The 14,545-nt window shown below is 63.0% G+C and carries 11 protein-coding genes; 7 read left to right on the forward strand and 4 right to left on the reverse strand.

Annotated elements, in window-relative coordinates; genetic code table 11:
- Window positions 1–26: 26 nt before the first annotated feature.
- Entirely contained in the window at window positions 27–869 is an 843-nt protein-coding gene (locus tag RA21_RS21065; protein ID WP_039152457.1) for a DMT family transporter, read from the reverse strand.
- A 181-nt stretch (window positions 870–1,050) separates the two neighbouring features.
- Here RA21_RS21065 and tdm point away from each other — a divergent pair, with 181 nt between their 5' ends.
- A complete protein-coding gene (tdm, locus tag RA21_RS21070; protein ID WP_039152449.1) occupies window positions 1,051–3,420 on the forward strand; it encodes a trimethylamine-oxide aldolase Tdm in 2,370 nt (789 codons plus the stop codon).
- A gap of 30 nt (window positions 3,421–3,450) precedes the next feature.
- On the forward strand, window positions 3,451–3,867 hold the full coding sequence (locus RA21_RS21075) for a group II truncated hemoglobin (RefSeq protein WP_019296930.1): 417 nt from the start codon (window positions 3,451–3,453) through the stop codon (window positions 3,865–3,867).
- 78 nt (window positions 3,868–3,945) lie between these two features.
- On the opposite strand, the gene RA21_RS21080 is transcribed toward RA21_RS21075, so the two are convergent.
- From RA21_RS21080 to RA21_RS21090, 3 genes are all read right to left on the reverse strand, one after another.
- Complete coding sequence (locus tag RA21_RS21080; RefSeq protein WP_019296929.1) at window positions 3,946–5,208, reverse strand: glycerate kinase type-2 family protein; 1,263 nt, start codon at window positions 5,206–5,208, stop codon at window positions 3,946–3,948.
- An 80-nt stretch (window positions 5,209–5,288) separates the two neighbouring features.
- Window positions 5,289–6,266: an HpcH/HpaI aldolase/citrate lyase family protein gene (locus RA21_RS21085; protein ID WP_039152451.1), complete on the reverse strand. Its 978-nt coding sequence runs from the start codon at window positions 6,264–6,266 to the stop codon at window positions 5,289–5,291.
- A 187-nt stretch (window positions 6,267–6,453) separates the two neighbouring features.
- Window positions 6,454–7,068: a response regulator transcription factor gene (locus RA21_RS21090; protein WP_039152453.1), complete on the reverse strand. Its 615-nt coding sequence runs from the start codon at window positions 7,066–7,068 to the stop codon at window positions 6,454–6,456.
- 310 nt (window positions 7,069–7,378) lie between these two features.
- Between RA21_RS21090 and RA21_RS21095 the strand changes: the two genes are divergently transcribed.
- The 5 genes from RA21_RS21095 to RA21_RS21115 all read left to right on the forward strand — a co-directional run bounded on the left by RA21_RS21095 (window position 7,379) and on the right by RA21_RS21115 (window position 14,484).
- Window positions 7,379–8,629, forward strand: coding sequence for an aminotransferase class V-fold PLP-dependent enzyme (locus RA21_RS21095; protein WP_039152455.1), 1,251 nt, complete (start codon window positions 7,379–7,381; stop codon window positions 8,627–8,629).
- A 33-nt stretch (window positions 8,630–8,662) separates the two neighbouring features.
- Window positions 8,663–9,862 carry a malate--CoA ligase subunit beta gene (locus RA21_RS21100; protein WP_019296924.1) on the forward strand — a complete coding sequence of 400 codons (1,200 nt, stop codon included), beginning with the start codon at window positions 8,663–8,665 and terminating at the stop codon, window positions 9,860–9,862.
- A complete protein-coding gene (gene sucD / locus RA21_RS21105) occupies window positions 9,859–10,752 on the forward strand; it encodes a succinate--CoA ligase subunit alpha (RefSeq protein ID WP_019296923.1) in 894 nt (297 codons plus the stop codon). The genes RA21_RS21100 and sucD overlap by 4 nt, the downstream gene beginning before the upstream one ends.
- A 100-nt stretch (window positions 10,753–10,852) precedes the next feature.
- The gene (locus RA21_RS21110; protein WP_019296922.1) at window positions 10,853–11,824 is read left to right on the forward strand and encodes a 2-hydroxyacid dehydrogenase; all 972 of its coding nucleotides are present in this window, start codon (window positions 10,853–10,855) and stop codon (window positions 11,822–11,824) included.
- Complete coding sequence (locus RA21_RS21115) at window positions 11,824–14,484, forward strand: phosphoenolpyruvate carboxylase (RefSeq protein WP_019296921.1); 2,661 nt, start codon at window positions 11,824–11,826, stop codon at window positions 14,482–14,484. Before RA21_RS21110 ends, RA21_RS21115 begins: the two co-directional genes overlap by 1 nt.
- The last annotated feature ends 61 nt before the right edge of the window (window positions 14,485–14,545 follow it).

The following is a 14,545-nucleotide window of genomic DNA, read 5'->3' on the forward strand; positions in this document are numbered from 1 at the left end:
TTTGGAAAGATGAAATGAGGAGGGCGTCAGAAGCCCAGGTAGGCAATGCCGCCGAAGGTGACGGCAACGCTGATCCATTGCGCGCGGGTCATGCTTTCGCGCAGAACCAGCCAGGCCAGAACCACGGTGACAAGCCCGAAAAGCGAGGCGCTGACGGAGGCGAACTCGGGCCGGGGAAGGGAGCCTGAATATATCACCAGACCCAGCGCAACTGCATCCAGCGCGCCCATCACGCAGAGAAGCGGCAGGACCTGGCGGGGCGGGAGCTGCAGCGCACGCAACAGGATTGCGAGGGCCGCCGCCAGCAGGATTGCAGCCGCGCGGGTCAGGATCAGCACCGGCAGCTCAGCCCCGGCCTGGGTTGCGGCCTGGCCGGTTGCAAAGGTCAGCGCAAAGCCGGTTGCCGCCATCAGTCCCCATCCTGCGGTCCGCGGGTTTATCGCGCCGCCGTCGTCCTCGGCTGAAAACACCGCGATGCAGCCCACGCCGCCAACCACCGCGGCAACTGCCAGCCAGTGGCCAGGCCCGACCGGCTGCCCCTGCAGCATTGCCAAGCCAAGCGACAGCACCGGATAGGCGCCGATCAGCGGCGCCGCCAGCCGAACCGGCCCCAGCGCAAAGGCGCGGTACAGCGCGTAGGACGCAAGAGCGTAGATGGCGCCGGAGAGCCCGGCGAGTTTGGCTGCCGGCAGAGTCATCGCGGGCCAATCCGCCAGGGCAAGGCCTGCCGCAGCCATCAGAATCGCACCCGTTGCAAACACCGTCAGCATGGCGGGCAGAATACCGGTTTTCTTGGAGACAACCCGCACGCAGAGGTCATGTATGCCCCAGGCAAGCGCTGCAATCAGTCCCAGTACCAGCGAGTGCATGGCGGTTATCCTTTTGTTTGCGGCATTCACCCCCAGGAAAATGCCGCATCCCGGGCAATCGCCATTTTTCCGCAGAAAATCAACATGTTTGTTGATTAGAGTGCCGTATCGGAATATTCTTTTCAATAAATAAATATTCCGGTTGTGCAAGATTTGGCCGGAGTCCAACAGGAGATGCGCGATGAATGACATGAGCTTCCCTGAGGTTGTCAAAGGGCCGCCCAAGCCGTCTGGGCTGTATCAGCCGTCGGTGTTCTCATTGCCCAAGGGAACCGAACGCTATGCGGTCGAAGGCTGCGGCGCGATCCTGATCCGAGTGGAGACCGGCGACCGGGTGACGGTGATCAATGACGAGGGCGGCCAGCCCTGCGAGATCATCGCCGCCGAGGATAAGGGGCGCATCGATGCCAGGATCATCGGTGCAGCAGCGAACTGCGATGCCGGCGGCTTGAAGGCGCTGCTGACGACCTCGGATCAGTCCCTGCGCGGTTTGCGGATGGGGATGGAGGCGCGCGGCATTGATCTGGCGCAGGGCGGTGCGGTGCGCATCTTTGACAGCACGACCCCGGCCAAGACCGAAGAAAGCTTTACCGTGCAGCGCGACGGGGTGGTGATCATCGCAGCCCCCGGCGGCATCATGGACTTCGAGAAGCAGGACACGGCGACCCCGCTGACCGTGATGGTCAAACGTGCCGTGATTAAGCAGGTGGCGCGGTTTGAATTGCCCGATCCGCTGGCCGAGCCGGTCAACGAGGTGCGGGTGCACAGTGCCACTGCCGAAAGCTATTTCGTGAAGGCCGGCGACTATATCCAGATCATTGATGTGGATGGCCGCCAGTGCACCGACTTCCAGTGCTTCGCCGCCCGCAAACTGGACAAGGGGATTGAGCATGCGCTGGATGTGACCACCACCCGCACGCTGATGGGCCATGCCTATCCGATGCCAGGGCTGCATGCGAAATACTATGACCAGGACATGCTGCCGCTGGTCGAGGTGGTGCAGGACACCGTGGGGCGCCACGATGCTTTTGCCCTCGCCTGTGCCGCGAAGTATTATGACGACATCGGCTATCCCGGCCATGTGAACTGCTCGGATAACTTCAACGGCGTGCTGGCGGGCCACGGGGTAACGCCGCGGGCTGGCTGGATGGCGATCAACTTCTTCTTCAACACCGGGCTGGACGATCACGGCGTGATGTATGCTGATGAGCCCTGGACCCGGCCCGGTGACTACGTGCTGCTGCGGGCGCTGACCGATCTGGTCTGTGTCAGCTCTGCCTGCCCGGATGACACCAGCGCCGCCAATGGCTGGAACCCCACCGACATTCACATCCGCACCTATAGCGGAACAGAGACTTTCAAGCGGGCGATTGCGTTCCGCGCGACCCCTGAATCGGAGCCCAAGATGACCAAGGAAACCGGTTTCCACGACCGCCTCAGCAAGCTGACCCGCAATTTCATCGAGTATAACGGGTTCTGGCTGGCCAATTGCTATGCCGAGTCCGGCCCGCTGGAGGAATACTGGGCCTGCCGCGAGAAATCGGTGGTGCTGGACCTCTCGGCCCTGCGCAAGTTCGAGATCACCGGGCCGGATGCCGAGGCGCTGTGCCAGTACATCTTTACCCGAAATATCAAGAAGCTGGCGGTGGGTCAGGTGGTCTATACCGCGATGTGCTATCCGCATGGCGGCATGATCGACGACGGCACTGTGTTCCGCCTGGGCAAGGACAATTTCCGCTGGATCGGCGGCTCGGACTACGGCGGCGAGTGGATCCGCGAGCAGGCAGAGAAGCTGGGGCTGAACGTGCTGATCCGCTCCTCAACCGACATGCAGCACAACATTGCCGTGCAAGGCCCGGAAAGCCGCGACCTGCTGAAGAAGATCATCTGGACCATGCCCCATAATCCGACGCTGGAGGAACTGGGCTGGTTCCGCTTCACGCCCGCACGCATCGGGGATGACCAGGGCGTGCCGGTGGTGGTCTCGCGGACCGGCTACACCGGCGAGCTGGGATATGAGATCTTCTGCCACCCGAAACACGCCAGTGAGGTGTTTGACGCGGTCTGGGAGGCCGGGCAGGACCACGGCATCCGCCCGATGGGGCTGGAGGCGCTGGATATGGTGAGGATCGAGGCCGGTTTGATCTTTGCCGGTTACGACTTCAGCGATCAGACCGACCCGTTTGAGGCGGGCATCGGTTTCACGGTGCCGCTGAAATCGAAAGAGGATGATTTCATCGGCCGCGATGCGCTGATCCGGCGCAAGACCACGCCTGCCCGCAAGCTGGTCGGGCTGGACATTGACTCGGCAATCGACGTGGGTCATGGCGATTGCGTCCACATCGGCCGGGCGCAGATCGGCGAGGTGACCTCCTCCATGCGTTCGCCGCTTCTGGGCAAGAACATCGCGCTGGCACGGGTGGATGTGTCCTGTTCGGAGGCCGGAACCGAGGTGGAAATCGGTAAACTTGACGGGCATCAAAAACGGCTGCCGGCCAAGATTGTACCCTTTGCGCATTACGACCCCAAGAAGACCCGGCCTCAATCCTGAGGCCGGCCGTTTGCGGGGCAGGGAGGTTAAATGGTTCAGAAGCTGATAGAACAGATCGGCGGCGAGGCGGTTCTGCGGACGCTGGTGGAACGGTTCTACGACATTGTCGAGGAAACCGAGACCGGTGCGCAGATCGTCAAACTGCACAAGCGGGGGCATGGCATGGACCATGCCCGGATCGAGCAGTTCAACTTCCTGTCCGGTTTTATGGGCGGACGCCGGTATTACGAGGAAAAACACGGGCATATGGACGTGAAACTGATGCACGCCCATGTGCCAATCACTGGAGAAGACGCCGAAAACTGGCTGAAATGTATGGACCAGGCGCTGGCGGAGCTCAAACTGGAAGGCCCCCATGTGGAGCGGTTGCGCCAGGTGTTCCGTCGGGTGGCCTTGATGCTGGTGAACGATCTGGCTGAGTGGGGCGAGAAGCGCGCTTTGGCTTGAGCGCGCCGCCTGTTGCCGCCGCGGGAGCCTCCGGCGGGAGTATTTCAGGAAAGATGAAAAGCGGGAGTGGCCTGGTGATCAGCCGGGCAGCCTCAGGAAAACCTGCACATCGGCCACGTTGGTGCCGGTGCCGCCGGTGATCAGCAGCGCGCCCGCGGATTTGAGCGCCGCGTAGCTGTCGTTGTTGGCCTGCAGTGCGTCCGGGTCCTGACCTGCTGCCCTGATGGCCTCCCAGGTGTCGGGAGTGGCGATGCCGCCTGCTGCATCCGTGGGGCCATCGCGCCCGTCAGTGCCGCCGGAGAGGAACAGCCAGTCGCCGCTGAGCCGTTCCGCGCCCAGTTTGGCGACGCGGAGGGCCAGTTCCTGGTTGCGCCCGCCAAGGCCGCTGCCGCGGAGCTGCACCGTGGTTTCACCTCCGAAGATCAGCGCAACAGGTTTGTCCTTGGGGGCGGTTTCTGCCGCTTTTACAACCGTTTCAGCGGCCTCTGCCACATCGCCCACCAGCCGGTGCGAGACCAGCTTGGGGGTCCAGTCTTCAGCGGCAACGGCCATCATTGCCTTGAGGCTGTGGCGGTTGGAACCGATCAATGTGTTGGTGGCCTGGGGCGGGGTTTCCTGGGCATTCTCGGCGGCGCTGAGGCGGGTCTTGACGGCCTCAGGCGCGCTGTCCCAGATGCCCGCGCGCTGCATAATCCCGCGCGCATCAGCGCGGGTGCCGATCGGTGCAACGGTAGGGCCTGAGGCGATGGCGCGCAGGTCGTCGCCGATCACGTCTGAGAGGATATAGGCCTGCACCTGGGCAGGTGCTGCATGGCGCAGCAGTCCGCCGCCCTTGGTGTCCGACAGCTGCTGGCGGATCAGATTCATCTCGTTGATTTCAAGGCCGGAGGCGAGCAGCAGCTTGTTCACCGCCGCCTTGTCCGCCAGTGTCAGGCCGGGGGCAGGGGCCACCATCAAGGCGGAGCCGCCGCCGGAAATCAGCGTAATCAGCCGGTCATTGGGGCTAAGGGAACGGGCCAGCTCAATGGCGGCCTGACCTGCAGCAGCGCTGGTTTCATCCGGCACCGGATGGGCGCCGCAGATCACCGTGGCGCCGGGAATTTCCGTGTAGTTTTCAGGGTTTGTGATCGCCAAAGCCTGGTCTGCATCCGGGATCAGCGCCAGCGCTTCGCGCATCATCGGGATGGCAGCCTTGCCGACAGCCAGCAGCACATTCCTGCCGCCTTCGGGCAAGGGGGAGAGCGGCGAGGTCGCTAGCTGGGCACGCAGGGCTTGCGCCGGGTCTGCCCGGTCGACGGCGGCCTGAAACAGGGCCTTGGCGGTGGTCAGCAATCCGGTCATCTGCGTCTCCCTGGCATAGCGCCGCTTAGCCGCCCCAGCCAAAGCCGGGGCGGCGTAAGGTCTTGAAACAGAACGGCGGCTTAGGTGCCGGCGATCTGCTTGGCTTTTTCCACCAGCACTTCTGCCTGACGGATCGAGGCGTAGTCAATCAGGCGGCCGTCCAGCGACACTGCGCCCTTACCGGCCGCTTCAGCTTCGGCCATCGCTTCCAGAATGCGGTGCGCCTTGGTGATTTCCGCGTCCGACGGCGACATCACCTCGTTGGCCAGTTCGATCTGGCTGGGGTGGATGGCCCATTTGCCCTCGCAGCCCAGAACCGCGGCGCGTTTGGCGGCGGCCTTGTAGCCTTCCTTGTCCTGGAAATCGCCGAACGGGCCGTCGATCGGACGCAAGCCGTTGGCGCGGGCGGCCACCACCATGCGGGCCAGCGCATAGTGCCACATGTCGCCCCAATGCACGTCGCGTGAGCCATCTGCGGCCGGGTCGGTCAGCACCGAGTAATCCGGGTTCACGCCGCCGATGATGGTGGTGCGGGCACGGGTCGAGGCGGCATAGTCGGCAACGCCGAAATGCAGCGATTCATTGCGCTTGGAGGCTGCGGCAATTTCACTCACGTTCTGCATGCCGAGCGCGGTCTCGATGATGTGCTCGAAGCCGATCCGCTTCTTGTAGCCCTTGGCGTCTTCGATCTGGGTGACCAGCATGTCGACGGCATAAACATCGGCTGCGGTGCCGACCTTGGGGACCATGATCAGGTCAAGACGTTCGCCTGCCTGTTCAACCACATCGACCACGTCGCGGTACATGTAGTGGGTGTCGAGGCCATTGATTCGCACCGACATGGATTTATTGCCCCAGTCGATGTCGTTCAGGGCCTCGATGATGTTCTTGCGGGCCTGGTCTTTTTCGTCCGGCGCAACCGCGTCTTCGAGATCCAGAAAGATCACGTCGACATCAGATTTCGCTGCTTTTTCAAACATTTGTGGCTGAGAGCCGGGGATTGCCAGCTCGCTGCGGTTCAGGCGGCCAGGGGCCTGTTCGATAGTGTGAAACGACATGGGTGCGCTCCTCATTCGCAATGGGGTTTCGTCCTCTCCTCCCTAGGCATTCCCCATTAGAAGGTTTCCTGTCAAGAAAAAAGTTTTCATTTAAATACATTCGCGCGGGAGCGCGCCCGCGCGTCGCGCCCTCGCGTGCGCCCGCGTATGCGAGCACGCACGCGAGGCGCGTGGCGGCAATCCGGTGTCATTTTTCCACGCTGAAATCGCCTTTGGCGGCGCGGTTGGCGTAGTAGAACGCAATCGCCTGGGCGCGGTTCTTGACCGAGAGTTTTTCGTAGAGGTTCGACAGATGGAACTTCACCGTGTTGGTCGAAATCCCCAGCTCCTTGCTGAGCTCCTTGTTGGTGAGCCCCTTGGATAGCGCCTCAAGCATCGTGCGCTCGCGGCGGGACAGCTGCTCGATCGGATCGGTCTGGAGGCCCCGGACGTCGAGGAAGGGGAAAACCATCTTGCCCGCGGCCACGGCCAGGCAGGTGTCCAAGAGTCCGTCGACAGCGCTGGAGCGCGGCGCGAAGCCGGCCGCGCCCGCGCTCATCGCCTTGCGCGGAACGTCGCCGCTGTCGTCGGCATAGACCACCAGCCGTGGCGCGTTGGCCTGGTCGCGCAGCACTTCGATCAGCTTGGCGCCGCCGAGCGCGGGCAGGTTCCAGTCGATGATCCCAACCTGAACCGGCACCCGCATCACCGTTCCGAGGAAGCCTTCGGCGGTTGCGGAGGTGGCGACCAGCGAGAATCGCGGGTCTTTGTCGAAGATCTCGGACATGGCCGACAGCACCAGGGGATTTGCGTCAGCAAGCATGACCGATATCGGGGAAACTTTGTCGCTTATAGGAGCCATTTGGTGCCTTTTCGTTTCAAACTACCCAAATGGGTAGGGTGCATTTCGGTATGCAACGGTATTTTTACCAGTTCGGGTAGGTTTTTAGCCGCCCATTTAGATACCCAAAAGCAGGATATAGGAATGTTGCAGGTTTTGTCGACCTAGGTTTTCCTTAGGTTAACAGATGTTGCCCGACAGGAAACAAACCTTCCCGCAGCGAAGATCGCGACGAAGAAGGCCCGTGACCTCCGGCACATTGCCGAAACGACAACAGCGAGGCCTGACCCCGATGACTGAACCCACGATCTTCCCCAGCCTGGAAATCCCGGAAACCCTGGCCGCCGGCCCTGGACCGGGCAATACCGATCCCCGCGTGCTGCAGGCTTTTGCCAACACCGGCCTGGCTGATCACATGCAGGCGGACGTGCTGCGCGGCATGATCGAGTGCAAGCAGATGCTGCGCGACCTGTGGGGCACCGCCAACACCTACACCTACGGCGTCGGGGGCACCGGCTTCTCCGGCCTGGATTGCATGCTGAATGCAATCCTGCCGGGCGATACCGTGGTTGCCTTCCAGAACGGCACCTTCTCCGGCATCGACGCGATGACCATCCGCATGAAGGCCGCCACCCGCGAGGAGCTGGCCGCTGACGCGATGAACCCGCAGCCGGCCTCCGTCACCGTGGTGGATGTGCCGCACGGCGAGTCGGTGTCGGGCAAACTAGTGGAGCAGGTGCTGGCTGAGAAGAAGCCCAAGTGGGCCTTCATGGCGCATTGGGAAACCGGCTCGGGCCGCATCAACGACCTCAAGGGTTTCTCGGATGCCTGTGTGAAGCACGGCGTGATGGGCCTGATCGACGCGGTGTCCTCGCTGGGCATCGAGGATTTCTCGATCGACGACTACCCGGGCGTTGCCGGCTGGGCGTCCTGCCCGCAGAAAGGCGTGCTGTGCCTGCCGCTGACCTATGCGCCAGTCTCCTTCACCGACCAATACATTCAGACCGTGCGCGAGAACGGCTGCCATTCGTATGTTCACAACCCGATCCTGGAAGCCCGCCACTGGGGCATCGTGGACGGCCAGGACGTTGCTGCCGGCACCTACCACCGCACTCATTCCGGTTATGCGGTTGCCGCCTTCCACGAAGCACTGCGCATCACCCTGCAGCACGGCCGCGCCCAGAAAGCCCGCGACTATGCCTTCCACGAGAAAGCGCTGCGCGATGCCGTGACCGCGATGGGCTGCGACGTGACCTCGAACATGACCAGCCTGGTGGTTCTGAACCTGCCCGGCGATCTGGCAGGCCGCGAAAAGGAACTGGTGGGCAACTGCCGCGCCGTGGGTTTCGGCATCTGGCCGACCCTGTCGGAGCCGGTCCAGGTCCGCATCGGCATCCTGAACCAGATCACCCCGGTTGCCATCACCGACATCGTCAACCGCTTCGGCAAGGCGATGAACGACATGGGCGCCAAAGTCGACATGGAGGCAATCAACGCCCTGCTCGACAAGCATTACGCACCGGAACTGGAACCGGCTGAGTAATAGAATTCCGACATCCATGAGGAGGAGAGGACCATGGATATCCACGAGTATCAGGCCAAGGAAGTTCTGAGCAACTTCGGCGTGACCGTTCCGCCGGGCGCGCTGGCCTACAGCCCCGAGCAGGCGGCCTACCGCGCGCGGGAACTGGGCGGCGACCGCTGGATCGTCAAGGCCCAGGTTCACGCCGGCGGCCGCGGAAAGGCGGGCGGCGTCAAACTGTGCAACTCGGAAGCTGAGATCTATGAGGCAACCGAGAACCTGTTCGGCAAGAAGCTGGTGACCCACCAGACCGGCCCCGAAGGAAAAGGCATCTACCGTGTCTATGTCGAAGGTGCGGTTCCGATCGCCCGCGAAATTTACCTCGGCTTTGTGCTGGACCGCTCCAGCCAGCGGGTGATGATCGTTGCCTCGTCCGAGGGTGGCATGGAGATTGAGGAGATCTCTGCCGAGCGGCCCGAGTCCATCGTGCGCTCGACCGTTGAGCCGGCCGTGGGCCTGCAGGACTTCCAGGCGCGGGAGATCGCATTTGCCCTGGGCATCGAGCCGGCGATGACGCAGCAAATGGTGCGCACGCTCAAGGGCTGCTACCAGGCGTTTTCCGAATTGGACGCCACCATGGTTGAGATCAACCCGCTGGTCGTCACTTCGGACAACAGGGTCATTGCGCTGGACGCCAAGATGACCTTTGACGACAACGCCCTGTTCCGCCACCCGCAGATCGCGGAGCTGCGCGACAAGTCCCAGGAAGACCCGCGCGAAAGCCGCGCTGCAGACCGCGGCCTGTCTTATGTCGGTCTCGAAGGCAACATCGGCTGCATCGTCAATGGTGCAGGTTTGGCGATGGCGACCATGGACACAATCAAGCTGGCCGGCGGCGAGCCTGCCAACTTCCTGGACATCGGCGGCGGCGCAACGCCTGAGCGGGTCGCCAAGGCGTTCCGCCTGGTGATGTCCGACAGCAATGTGCAGGCGGTTCTGGTCAATATCTTCGCTGGCATCAACCGCTGCGACTGGGTTGCCGAAGGTGTGGTGCAGGCGCTGAAGGAAGTGCAGGTCGACGTGCCGGTGGTGGTCCGTCTTGCGGGCACCAATGTGGAGGAAGGCCAGAAGATCCTGGCGCAATCCGGCCTGCCGCTGATCCGCGCAACCTCGCTGATGGAAGCCGCTGAGCGGGCCGTCGGCGCTTGGAAAAACGACCTTGATCAAAACACTCGTGTGAGGGCCGTGAAATGAGCATCCTTCTTGATCGCGAAAGCCGTGTCATCGTCCAGGGCATCACCGGCAAGATCGCCCGGTTCCACACCAAGGACATGATCGAATACGGAACCAATGTTGTTGGCGGCGTGGTGCCGGGCAAGGGCGGCGAGACCGTCGAGGGTGTGCCGGTCTTCAACACCGTGAAAGAAGCGGTTGAGGCCACTGGGGCCAATGCCTCGCTAGTGTTTGTGCCGCCGCCGTTTGCAGCCGACTCCATCATGGAAGCGGCGGATGCGGGCATCAACTACTGTGTCTGCATCACCGACGGCATCCCGGCTCAGGACATGATCCGCGTGAAGCGCTACATGTACCGCTATCCCAAGGACAAGCGGATGATCCTGACCGGCCCCAACTGCGCGGGCACCATCTCGCCGGGCAAGGCACTGCTGGGCATCATGCCGGGCCACATCTACCTGCCGGGCACCGTGGGCATCATCGGCCGCTCGGGCACTCTGGGGTACGAGGCCGCTGCACAGCTGAAAGAGCTGGGCCTAGGGGTTTCCACCTCGGTCGGCATCGGCGGCGACCCGATCAACGGCTCCTCCTTCAAGGACATCCTTGAGTGGTTCGAAAAGGATCCGGAAACCGAGGTCATCGCGATGATCGGTGAAATCGGTGGCCCGCAGGAAGCGGAAGCGGCGGATTACATCAAGAACCACGTGACCAAACCGGTGGTGGCCTATGTCGCGGGTCTGACCGCACCCAAGGGGCGCACTATGGGCCACGCGGGCGCAATCATCTCGGCCTTCGGGGAATCCGCTTCCGAGAAGGTGGAGATCCTGTCGGCCGCGGGCGTGACCGTTGCCGAGAACCCCGCCGTGATCGGCGAAACCATCGCAAGCGTGATGAAAAAGAACGCCGCCTGATCCGGCAACGGAACAGGCGCAACGCTCCACCCTTGGCCCGGGGCAATGGCGGGGGTGGAGCGCATTAATAAAAGCACAAGCACGTCAGGGAGATGACATCATGGCAAAGCCCAAGGTTCTGGTGACCCGCCGCTGGCCCGCCGCCGTTGAGGCGCAGCTGGCTGAGGCGTTTGATGCTGTGCTGAACACCGGTGACAAGCCGCTGACCGAGGACGAGTTGCGCGCCGCAATGACGTCTTATGACGCTGTGTTGCCGACCGTTACCGACAAGATTTCGGCCAAGGCGTTCGATATCGCCAAGCCGCAGGCCCGGATCCTGGCCAACTACGGGGTCGGCTACTCCCACATTGATATGCATGGCGCAGCCGGTCACGGCATGACGGTGACCAACACGCCGGATGTGCTGAGCGAATGCACCGCCGACATCGCCATGACGCTGCTCTTGATGGTGGCCCGCCGTGCTGGCGAGGGCGAGCGCGAGCTGCGGGCTGGCGAATGGACCGGCTGGCGCCCGACCCATCTGGTTGGCACCAAAGTCTCCGGCAAGACGCTGGGTATCGTCGGCTTTGGCCGCATCGGCCAGGAGATGGCCCGCCGCGCCCACCACGGGTTTGGCATGAAGATCGTGGTGCAGAACCGCTCCCGTGTGTCGCCGGACGTACTGGCCCGTTTTAACGCCACTCAAGTCGACGGTCTTGAAGATCTAATGCCGAAATGCGATTTCGTCTCGCTGCACTGCCCGGGTGGGCCTGCCAACCGGCATCTGATCAACACCCGGATGCTGAACCTGATGAAACCGGATGCATTCCTTATTAATACGGCCCGCGGCGAGGTGATTGACGAGCTGGCCCTATCCCGTGCCCTGTGGTTCGAAACCATCGGCGGTGCCGGGCTGGACGTGTTCGATGGCGAGCCGCGCATCAACCCGGACCTGCTGGACTGCGACAACCTGGTAATGCTGCCGCATCTGGGCAGTGCGACCCGGGAGGCGCGCGAGGCGATGGGCTTCCGCGTACTTGATAATCTGACCGACTTCTTTGCAGGACGCGAGCCGCGCGACCGGGTGATGTAATGGCTGATCCTGCCGAAACTGCCCCCGCAGACTATGAAGACACTTCCTATGCCGCCGGGCTTCGCGCCGAATTGCACGCCTTGTGGCTGGATGTGCTGCGCCAGCGGGCGCCGGAAGTCGCGGCCAAGATCGCTTCTGAAACCGCTTGGGATCTTTCCAATGGGCAGCCCGCGACCGCCTACATGCAGGCCTTCAACATCTGGTTCCAGCTGCTGAAGATCGTCGAGGAAAACGCCGCCATGCGCGACCGCCGCATGGCGGAGACGCAGGACGGGCCGGAAGTGGTCGAGGGCAGCTTTGCCCGCGCGCTGGATATGGCCGGGGAGTTGGCGACACCGGAGCGGCTGCAGGAGGTCACCAGCCAGTTTTCCATCGGCCCAACCCTGACTGCGCACCCGACCGAAGCCAAGCGCGTCACCATCCTGGAAATCCACCGCCGCATCTACCGCGTGCTGGTGTCGCTGGAGGCCAAGCGCTGGACCCCGCGCGAGCGCGCTGATCTGCTGGAGGATCTGCGTTCCGAAATCGACTTGTTGTGGATGACGGGCGAGCTGCGCCGCGACCGGCCCAGCCTGCAGGACGAAATCCAATGGGGCCTGCAGTTCTTCCGCGACAGCCTGTATGAAGCGGTGCCGCAGCTGTTTGAACGCTATATTGCCGCCGCTGAACCGCGGTTAGGCGAAAGCGCCGATGCGCCCTGCCTCAAGTTCCATTCCTGGATCGGCGGCGACCGCGACGGCAACCCGAATGTGACGGTTGAGGCGACAGCGGCAGCGCTGACTGCGAACCGCGCAGCAATCCTGAAACGCTACCAGAAGGCGTTGACCACCGCAGCGGAACGGATCTCGATTTCGGCCGCCGTGTTTGCCTTACCGGACAAAGCCTCCGCCCGGCTGGCAAAGATCGTTGCGGCGGCGCCCGGTGCCGCTGCTCTGACTGCCCGCAATCCCGGTGAAGTCTTTCGCCAGGCGCTGACCGCGATCCTGGCGCGGATCAAGGCCACTGCGGCAGAGGAAACCGGCGCCTATAAACATCTGGGTGACTTTGTTGCCGACCTGACAGAAGTGGAAGAGGCGCTTGAGGAAATCGGCGCGCACCGCCTGGCGGCCCGCTATGTGCGGCCGATCCGCTGGCAGGCGGATGTCTTTGGCTTCCGCACGGTGACGCTGGATATCCGCCAGAACTCCACCGTGACCACGGAAACGCTGACCGAGATTTGGGCGCGTTCCGGCGACGTGCCGGAGTTCGGCGGCCCGGATTGGTCGGCGCGCCTGCGCAAGGAGCTGGGTAGCGCCTCGCTTCCTTACATGACCCCGGATGAGCTGAGCCCGCAAAGCGGTGAACTGCTGAAATTGCTGCGGCTGATGCGTGATGCAGGGGCGGGTGAGGACCCGCATGCGATGGGGCCTTTCATCCTGTCAATGACCCGTTCTACCGATGATCTGCTGGGGGTCTACCTGCTGGCGCGCTATGCGGGCTTCGGGGCTGAGAAGGCCGCGCTCAAGGTGGTGCCGCTGTTTGAAACCATAGGCGACCTGCGTGCCGCACCCGGCATCCTTGACGGCCTGCTGGAGGTCCCCTTTGCCCGCCGCTCGCTGAAGTCCGGCGACAACCGGATCGAGGTGATGTTGGGCTATTCCGACAGCAACAAGGACGGCGGTTTCCTCTGCTCCACCTGGGAGCTGGAGAAGGCGCAGCGGCTGATCACCCGCACCCTGGCGGCGCACCGGATGAAGCCGGTGTTCTTTCATGGCCGCGGCGGATCGGTCTCCCGCGGCGGCGCCCCTGCGGAGCGCGCCATTGCGGCCCAGCCTGCGGGCACCATCGCGGGCCGGATGCGGATCACAGAACAGGGAGAGGTTGTCAGCTCCAAATACGCCAACCGCGGCACCGCCCTGCACCAGCTGGAGCTGATGGCATCGTCCGTGCTGCGCCACTCTCTGCAAGAAGACACGCCGCTGGTAAACCCGGAATTCGATGACGCGTTTGAGGCGCTCGCGGGCATGTCCCAAGCGGCCTACTCCAACCTGCTGAACGTGCCGGGTTTCCTGGACTATTTCCAGCAGGCCAGCCCGGTTGAGGAACTGGCCATGCTCAAGATCGGCTCGCGCCCCGCGCGCCGCTTCGGGGCCGGGTCGCTGGACGACCTGCGGGCGATCCCCTGGGTTTTTGCCTGGTCGCAGAACCGCCACATGATCACCGGCTGGTACGGCTTCGGCTCTGCGGTTGCCAGCTTCCGCAAGTTCCGTGGTGCCCGCGGCGATGCAGTGCTGCAGGACATGTTCACTGGTTCGCCGCTGTTCCGCCTGGTGGTGGATGAGGTCGAAAAGACCCTGCTGCAAAGCGACATGGAGATCGCTGCCGATTACGCAACGCTGGTGCAGGACACTGAAATCCGCGACCGAATCTTCGGCTCCATCCGCAAGGAATACCAGCTTGCCTGCGAAGCAATTGCATTCCTGACCGGTGACAGCAGCCTGTCCCAGCGTTTCCCGCGCCTGCGCGCCCGCTTCGGCCGGGTGGAAAACATGCTGCGCGAAATTCACAAAACCCAGGTGCGCCTCTTGCGCGAAGAGCGTGCCCGGAAATCTTCAACAGTGCCGGTCCCGCTGATGCAGTCGATGAACTGCGTTGCGGCGGGCCTTGGCTGGACTGGATAGACAGGAGCCCCGAATGTCCAAAGATCTGTTTTTCACCCAAACGCTGTCTGAGCGCGATCCT

Source organism: Leisingera sp. ANG-DT (assembly GCF_000813785.1).
Classification (GTDB): Bacteria; Pseudomonadota; Alphaproteobacteria; order Rhodobacterales; family Rhodobacteraceae; genus Leisingera.